At 70.6% G+C, this 7266-nt stretch carries 7 protein-coding genes; all 7 read right to left on the reverse strand.

Annotation, left to right across the window (positions count from 1 at the left end; translation table 11 throughout):
- Positions 1-1156, reverse strand: a 1156-nt coding sequence (locus IRZ30_RS14030) for a flagellar hook protein FlgE (protein ID WP_294086069.1), incomplete at its 3' end; no start/stop codon positions are given.
- A 48-nt stretch (positions 1157-1204) separates the two neighbouring features.
- Positions 1205-1657 (reverse strand): flagellar hook capping FlgD N-terminal domain-containing protein, encoded by a 453-nt coding sequence (locus tag IRZ30_RS14035; RefSeq protein ID WP_294086070.1) that lies wholly within the window; start codon positions 1655-1657, stop codon positions 1205-1207.
- Positions 1658-1675: 18 nt separating this feature from the next.
- On the reverse strand, positions 1676-3895 hold the full coding sequence (locus IRZ30_RS14040) for a flagellar hook-length control protein FliK (RefSeq protein ID WP_294086071.1): 2220 nt from the start codon (positions 3893-3895) through the stop codon (positions 1676-1678).
- Between the two features lie 37 nt (positions 3896-3932).
- Entirely contained in the window at positions 3933-4349 is a 417-nt protein-coding gene (gene flgB, locus IRZ30_RS14045) for a flagellar basal body rod protein FlgB (protein WP_294086072.1), read from the reverse strand.
- A 12-nt stretch (positions 4350-4361) separates the two neighbouring features.
- Positions 4362-5324, reverse strand: a complete 963-nt coding sequence (locus IRZ30_RS14050; protein ID WP_294086074.1) for a peptidoglycan DD-metalloendopeptidase family protein — start codon at positions 5322-5324, stop codon at positions 4362-4364.
- Positions 5314-5799, reverse strand: a complete 486-nt coding sequence (fliJ, locus tag IRZ30_RS14055) for a flagellar export protein FliJ (protein ID WP_294086075.1) — start codon at positions 5797-5799, stop codon at positions 5314-5316. Before fliJ ends, IRZ30_RS14050 begins: the two co-directional genes overlap by 11 nt.
- A gap of 35 nt (positions 5800-5834) precedes the next feature.
- Positions 5835-7163 carry a FliI/YscN family ATPase gene (locus tag IRZ30_RS14060; RefSeq protein ID WP_294086076.1) on the reverse strand — a complete coding sequence of 443 codons (1329 nt, stop codon included), beginning with the start codon at positions 7161-7163 and terminating at the stop codon, positions 5835-5837.
- Positions 7164-7266: the final 103 nt, after the last annotated feature.

A 7266-nucleotide genomic window follows, 5' to 3' on the forward strand; every position in this document is an offset into this window, starting at 1 on the left:
GGATCATGTTGGTGAACTCCTCGGCCAGGTCGACGTTCGACATCTCCAGGTAGCCCGCCGCGACCTGCCCCCGGCCGCCGCCCGCCGGTGTCCCGATGACGGCCTGCCCCGAGTTCGGGGACGGCGACAGGAGATTCTGCCCCTCCTTGAGGAGACCGCCGGGGTTGGCGAAGGTTGCCAGCGCGATCTGGCCGAGCGCCTTGGTCGCGCCGTTGGAATAGATGCCGGTGATCACCCCGTCGACGCTGATCGCGAAGGAGGTGAGGGCACCGGCGGTCGAGCCATCGGCCACGCCGGCGGCGTCGCTGGGGGCAGCGAGTTGGGTCAGCCGGGTGAAGTCACCGCCACCGGCGATCACGGTATCGGCCGCGCCGTTGCCCCACTGGATGGTGAGGTCACCTCCACTGGTCACGTTGAGGACGTTGCCCTGGTTATCGAACTCGACTGAGCCGGTGGCGTTGGTCAGGGTCACGCCGGCTTCAGTGCTGCTGTAGGTCCATGACCAGGTGTTGGTTCCGGTCTTTTGGAAGGTCAGCGAGACCGAGTGCCGGAACCCGAGGGAGTCGATGACGGTGACGTCGGTCGTGTAGGTCGTGCCGTTCGCGGCGGACGCGTCGAGGTTCCCCGGCACGGCGATGGACGTGCTGTGCATGGCGTCCATCTCCTCGCCGATGGGGATGCGGATCGACGACAGCGGCTGGCTGGTGTCGATCACCCCGTTCGCGTCAGCCTGCCAGCCCATAACGAAGAGGCCGGTCGAGGGGTTGACGAGCCGGCCGTCGATCCCCAGGTCGAACGATCCGTCACGGGTGTAGTAGGTGCGCACACCATCGGCGACGACGAAGTAGCCCTCGCCCTGGATCGCCATGTGGCTCATCTTCCCGGTGGCCGTCGGGGTGCCGGGGGCGTAGTCGGTGTCGATACCTGCCGCCAGCACGCCCAGACCCACCTGGGCCGGGTTCCGGCCGCCGCGCCCCTGCACTGGATCCGGGACGCTGGCCCCTCGGAGCGTGTGGTTCATCACGTCCTCGAAGCGCACCCGGGAAGCCTTGAACCCAGGGGTGGCGATGTTCGCGATGTTGTTCCCGATGACGTCGAGCCAGGTCTGGTAGGCCTTGAGCCCGGAGACGGCTGACGCCATGGAACGGTTCAGCATGGCAACCTTCCCTCCTGTCCTCAACGCCCGCGCCACGCGGCGCGGGGACTAGGCCGCGCCGCCCCGTGCGGTCGCGGACGGATCGAGCCCGATGCTCACGACGTGCGCGAGAGCCACGGCGGTCCCACCCACATTCAGGATCGGCGTGCCGTCTTGGATGGTGACATCACTGACGACGCCCTTGATGACGCCCCCGCTCGACGGGTCGAGTGCGGTGACGTGCCGGCCGATCAGGCTGGCGGTCTGCGCCAGCAACGACATCTCCGCCAGGATGCTCAGCGTCTCGTTCATCTGCTGCATCTGCTCCAGCGTGTTGAGCTGGGCGAGCTGCGCGATGAACGCGGTGTCTTCCATCGGCCGCAGCGGATCCTGATTCCGAAGCTGGGCGGTCAGGAGCATCAGGAACTCCTGTTTGCCCAACCGATCGGCCGGGGAGAACGGGGCGCCTGATGCCGCGTTGGTGCCCTGGTTCGTCTGGTTCGTGACACCGGGTACACTCACCCGCCAACCTCCTCTTGCTCAGATCCTCACGTCGATGCCGCGTGCCACAACAGCCCGTTGACCGGCGATTGCGCGGGGCCGGTTTTCACCGTCGCGCTCCGGGGAACCGAGCTGGTAGAGGCGGAACGATTGCCGCCAGTCTGCCTCGGCCTGCGGATCGCCATGGCCGCGCCAGCCGTGCTCTCCGCCCTGGCCCACCAGCGTGCCAGCCGTACCGTCCGGCAACGAATCGGGCGCCGAGACTCGGATTCGCTGCACCTCGTGACCGGTTTCGACCAGACCCCGATGGAGCCAACCCAGGTCGCGCTCCAAAAGGTGGCGCGCTTCCGGCGTGTGCGCGATCAGCTCGATCCCGAGCCCGGCGTGACGGGATACGACGCGAATCTCGACCGGGCCGAGCCATTCCGGCTCAAGACGCACCCTGACGCTCGTCCGCCCGGCGTGCAGCATGTGCTCGACCCGCTCCAGCACCTGCGCGACCTGCGGTGCGGCGGGCGACGCAACGGGTTCCGCTGGAGCAGCCCGAACGTCTTGGGCTGGCGGCGCAGCGGAGTTGGACAGCGCTGCTCGTAGCTCGGTGCCTGCCGGCATGTCGGCCTCGATCGATGCCAGTCGCAGCGGTGTGTCGTCGCGCTCCTGGGCAGGGGCGGTCGTGCCGGTCATGGACGTGGCGTGTCCCGCCGTGGCGTCCACGGGGGCGACCTCCGGGCGGTCACCGGCGGATGCGGAGCCCGTCGTGGCTGGGCTGGGCGTTGTCACCGGCTCTGGTGCGCTCCTTGCCCACTCGGGCTCGGTCGGCCGGTCGCTCACCGGTGCTGCCGGGGCTGGCGCTCGCGCCGGATCGGCGGCTTCCGCCGGGAGCGCGTCGCTCGTCACCGCCTGTGGAGGCAGGGCGGGCGGCGCGGCCGCTGGATCGCTCGTCGCGGTCGGGTGATCTCCGGCGGGCGGCGCGGCCGCTACATTGCTGGTCGCGATCGCCGTGCTTCCGGTGGGCTGCGGTGCGTCCGGAGGCAGCGGCACGGCGTCGGGAAGCGTGCTGGATGGCGCCGCGTTGGCCGGAGCGGGTCCGGTGTCGCCAGCCGGGTGTGCTGCTACCTCGTGCGTCGGCGCCTCGCGTGGGGCGATCGGCTCGGAGCCTTCGGGCTGGGGCGCTGTGGGCGCGGCGACGACCTGACGATCCGGTTCATTGCTCACGTGCGGTCCCGGACGATCAGCGCTCAGTGGCGATGCGGCATCGGAGTTGACGGGCTGCGGCGGGGGCGGCGCCGTCGGTTCGGCGGTGGGCTCGATCTCACCGACGGGCGCGTCCAACCGGTTCGCCCATGCTGTCGCTGATGTGGCCTCGCTCTGCGCGGTGGGGCCGCTCTCGGCCGGCGCGAATGCGGTCACCGGGGCTTCTACCGTCGCCGCGGGACCGGCAGGGGCGACGGAGACATCCTCGCTCAGGCGCATCGCCGTTCCCGGCTCAGCGAGGGTGACGCGCGCAGGCTCCCCGAGATTCGTCGCCTCCGCTGTCCACGCGGCCTGCGGCATCTGTTCGACGACGTGCTCCGGCTGGCGTTCCGTGCAATCGGGCACGGTGCGTGCCGGGCCGGTGGCCGGCACGGCGGCCGGTTGTGGTGCCGCCACGGCCATGACGGGCTCAGCCGGCTCGTCCTTCGTGCTCGCGGCGGTGGGGAGCGAGTGCGCGGGCGCCGCCGGCGGCGTGGCGGTCGGCATGGCCGCGGCGAGGAGAGCCAGCAGGGCCTGGATCCGCTCGTTGTCCGTAACCGAGACGCCCGCAGGCTCGTCGTCGCCAGCCGGTGCGTCCTGGTCTGCCGGGTGCAGGTCGCCCGGACCGGGTGGCGCGTCGAAGGTGGCCGGGTCGGGCTCGACTGCCCCGACCAACGGGCTGATCCCTGTTTCGCGCGGCTCGCCGTCAGGGACCGGCGTGTCGGGGCCGGCCTGTTCCTGCTGGGTCTGGCTGATGAGGGCCAGGAGCACGGCCGCCAGGTCGCTCGGTGAGCCGGGTTCTCCCTGAACCGCGGCAGATGCGGAGCCGTCGCGCTCTGCCGGGGAGGCGGATGATCCTGTCGCCAGATCGGCAAGCCACGCGTCGCCCTGCCCGGCGAGCAGGTTTTCGAGCAGCGTGGTGAAGTCGGCCAACGCCGGCCGGGCTGGACCGGTGATCCGGGGTGCCGCCATCCCCATCAGGAGCGAGTCGATGGTGCTCACCATGCCGTCGTGCTTCCCCTCCACGGCCGCCTCGCCTGCCGCGGCCTTCGGCTCCGCCGCATTACTGCCGCCCGTCGCTGGCGATCGTGCGCATGATGGCCAGCTTGCGTGCCAGCGCCTCGCTCACGGCGCTGTAACGCATCGTCGTCTCGGCCAGGATGCCCATCTGCTGCTCGATGTCGACGTTGTTGCCGTCGTTGCGCATCGTCGTGCCCCGCATCTCGACGATGCGGGCAGGACTCGCATCGTCCGCCGTATCCACGGGCAGGTGTGCCGCGTGCGTGCGCACAAGGTTCAGGTTGCCGCCCGGCTCGTTGTGCAGCCGCTGGCGAAGCGTCTCCTCAAACGTCACCCGGGACGCCTTGAAACGCGGTGTATCGGCGTTGGCGACGTTGTTGGCGGTCACCCGCTGGCGAAGCGCGAGGCCATCAAGGGCCTGCGCCATGATGCGGGTCGGGTCGATCCCGTTCGATGCCATCGCCGGACCTCCTCAGTTCTCACCGGTCCACATCCGGTACGCGGCCAGCACGTTGGCGATGTAGGCCTGGGTCTCCTCGTAGGGTGGGATCCCGCCGTAGCGCAGGACCGCGTTCGGACCGGCGTTGTACGCTGCCAGGGCGAGTTCCGCGTTGCCCTGGAACTGGTCGAGCAACTGCCGCAGGAAGCGGGTGCCGCCGTCGATGTTCTGCGCCGGGTCGAAGGCGTCCTCGACGCCGAGCGCCGCTGCGGTGCCGTCCATGAGCTGCATCAGCCCTTTGGCACCGGCCGGGGATACGGCCGTCGGGTCGAAGCCGGACTCGGCCTGGATCACCGCGGCGATCAGGGCGGGATCCACGCCGTAGCGGGCCGCGGCCTCGTTGATCAACCCGTCATATCCCCCGCCGCCGATGGCCCCGCCGACGGCGATCGGTGCAGCGTCCGGCGCGAGGAACGGCCAGGGGTCGATCGCCTCGCCATTGCGCCGGATTTCGTAGTGGACGTGCGGCCCGGTCGAGGCCCCGGTGCTGCCCGCGAGGGCGATGACGTCACCCTTGCGCACGGTCTGTCCGGGCTGGACCATCAGCTCGGCGTTGTGGGCGTAGAGGGTGACGGTGCCATCCGCGTGTTGGATCTCGACCCGGTTCCCGTAGCTGTCGGTGTTGCCGGCGAAGATGACCACGCCGTCGGCCGTGGCGCGCACTGGCATGCCCTCAGGGACGGCGATGTCGATGCCGGTGTGATGCGTTTCACCCGGCAACAACTGCCGCGGACCGAAGTGGGACGTGACCTCGCCATCCACCGGCCAGGAGCCGCGGAGCTGGGCGTCGACGCTGGCGATACCGCGGGCCGCCAGCGCATCGGCGAAGCTCCCGGTCCGTGCGGTGCTCCCGTCGAGCCGCGGCGAACGAATCGCGAACCGCCCCGGTTGGGCCGCGATCACCTCCGGTGGGATGACGAGCCGCTCAACGGCCATAGCCCGCTCCGTTCGACATGGCCCGCGCGTAGCGCAGCGTGGCGATCTCGTCGAGCGCCTGGCGCGCCGCTGCCTCGTCACGCTCGCGCTGCTCGCGCAGGGTCCGCTCCTTGAGGCGCTCCAACACGCGCTCGTCGATGCGCCGGTCGATCAGTTCCGCCCGCGCGGCCGACTCCTGCACCAGCGCCTCCGCGCGCTCCCGGCGCCGTGCGCTGGCTTCGGACCGCAGGCGTGCGTCGTAGGCCTCGGCAGCGGCCAGCGTGGTCAAGTCAAGCTCCCCGCTCGCGGCGCGTTCCTCCAGGTACGCACTCGTCGCGGTCCGCGCTCCCTGGATCTGCTGCAGGGCCGCCTCGACCTTCAGGCGCTTCTGGATGGTGAGCGCCAGTTGCTGCTCGGCGGCTTCGGTCAGCCGCCGCCGGTGCTCGAGCACGCGCTCCAGCCGGAAGCCCTTCCGTTGTCCACTACCGGGTGTCACAGCGATCCCCTCCGTGCCGTGTCACCTGTTGAGCGTCACTCCCCCAGTACTGCCGCGAGCCGGTCGAGCGTCTCGTCCATGCGGGCCGGCTCGTCCGGCGCCTGGCGCAGGAACTCGCGAATGCGCGGCATGCGGTCGATCGCGCGGTCGACGACCGGGTTCGAACCGGCGGCGTAGGCGCCGATCTCGATCAAGTCGCGTGCGCCCTCGTAGGCGGCCATGAGCTCCCGCATCTCCGCGGCGAGGCGGCGATGGCGCTCGTCGACGATCGCGTTCATCAACCGGCTCACGCTCCCGAGCACCTCGATCGCCGGGAAGTGGCCGCTGTCCGCCAGCTTGCGCGAGAGGTAGATGTGGCCGTCCAGGATGCCGCGCACGGCGTCCGTGACCGGTTCCGTCAGGTCGTCTCCTTCGACGAGGACGGTGTAGAAGGCGGTGATGCTGCCCCGCTCCGCGTTTCCTGCGCGCTCCAGCAGGCGCGGCAGCAGCGCGAAGACCGAGGGGGTGTAGCCGCGCGTGGTCGGCGGCTCGCCCACGGCAAGGCCGATCTCCCGCTGGGCCATCGCGAGGCGGGTCACCGAGTCCATCAGCAGGGCGACGTTCAGGCCGCGATCGCGGAAGTATTCGGCGATCATGGTCGCGGTCCAGGCGGCCTTCAGGCGCAACAGGGCCGGCTGGTCGGAGGTGGAAACCACCACGACCGAGCGCGCCAGACCCTCCGGCCCGAGGTCGCGCTCGATGAACTCCTGCACCTCGCGTCCCCGCTCGCCGATCAGGGCGACCACGCGCACGTCGCAGTCGGCGTTGCGGCAGATCATGCCCAGCAGTGTGCTCTTGCCGACGCCCGACCCGGCGAAGATGCCGAGGCGCTGCCCGCGACCGCAGGTGATCAGGGCGTCGATCGCGCGGATGCCGGTCGGGAGCGGATCCTCGATTGGCATGCGGCTCAACGGGTCGGGCGGGCTGCTGCTGAGGCGCGTCTCGTCGCGGCACAGGAGCGGCCCCTGCCCGTCGATCGGACGCCCCAGCCCGTCAATGACCCGTCCGAGCAGTTCCGGCCCGACTTGCACGCTGTACGAGGTACGGCGCGCCACGACGCGGCTGCCGGAGCGCACGCCCCGCAGCTCGGCGAGCGGGACCAGCACCAGGCGGTCGTCGCGGAAGCCGACGACCTCGGCGGTGATGCGTCCCTCCTCGGAGCGCGACGGGTAGATGTGGCAGATGTCGCCGATCTCCAGTTCGAGCCCCTGCGCCTCGATCGTCAGGCCGATGCCCTGGACGACCCGGCCCTCGCGGCGGATCGGCGAGATCGTGGCGAGGCGGCGCAGCATGTCGCCGGTGATGTCGGCGGTGGCGTTAGACATCCTCAATCACCTCCGCCAGCGCCGCGCGAACCTCGGCGAGCTGGGTCTCGATGCGCGCGTCCAGGAAGCCGGTGCGGGTGCCGATCACGCAGCCGCCCTTCCC

The sequence above is a fragment of the Sphaerobacter sp. genome, from assembly GCF_019683595.1.
GTDB lineage: Bacteria > Chloroflexota > Chloroflexia > Thermomicrobiales > Thermomicrobiaceae > Sphaerobacter.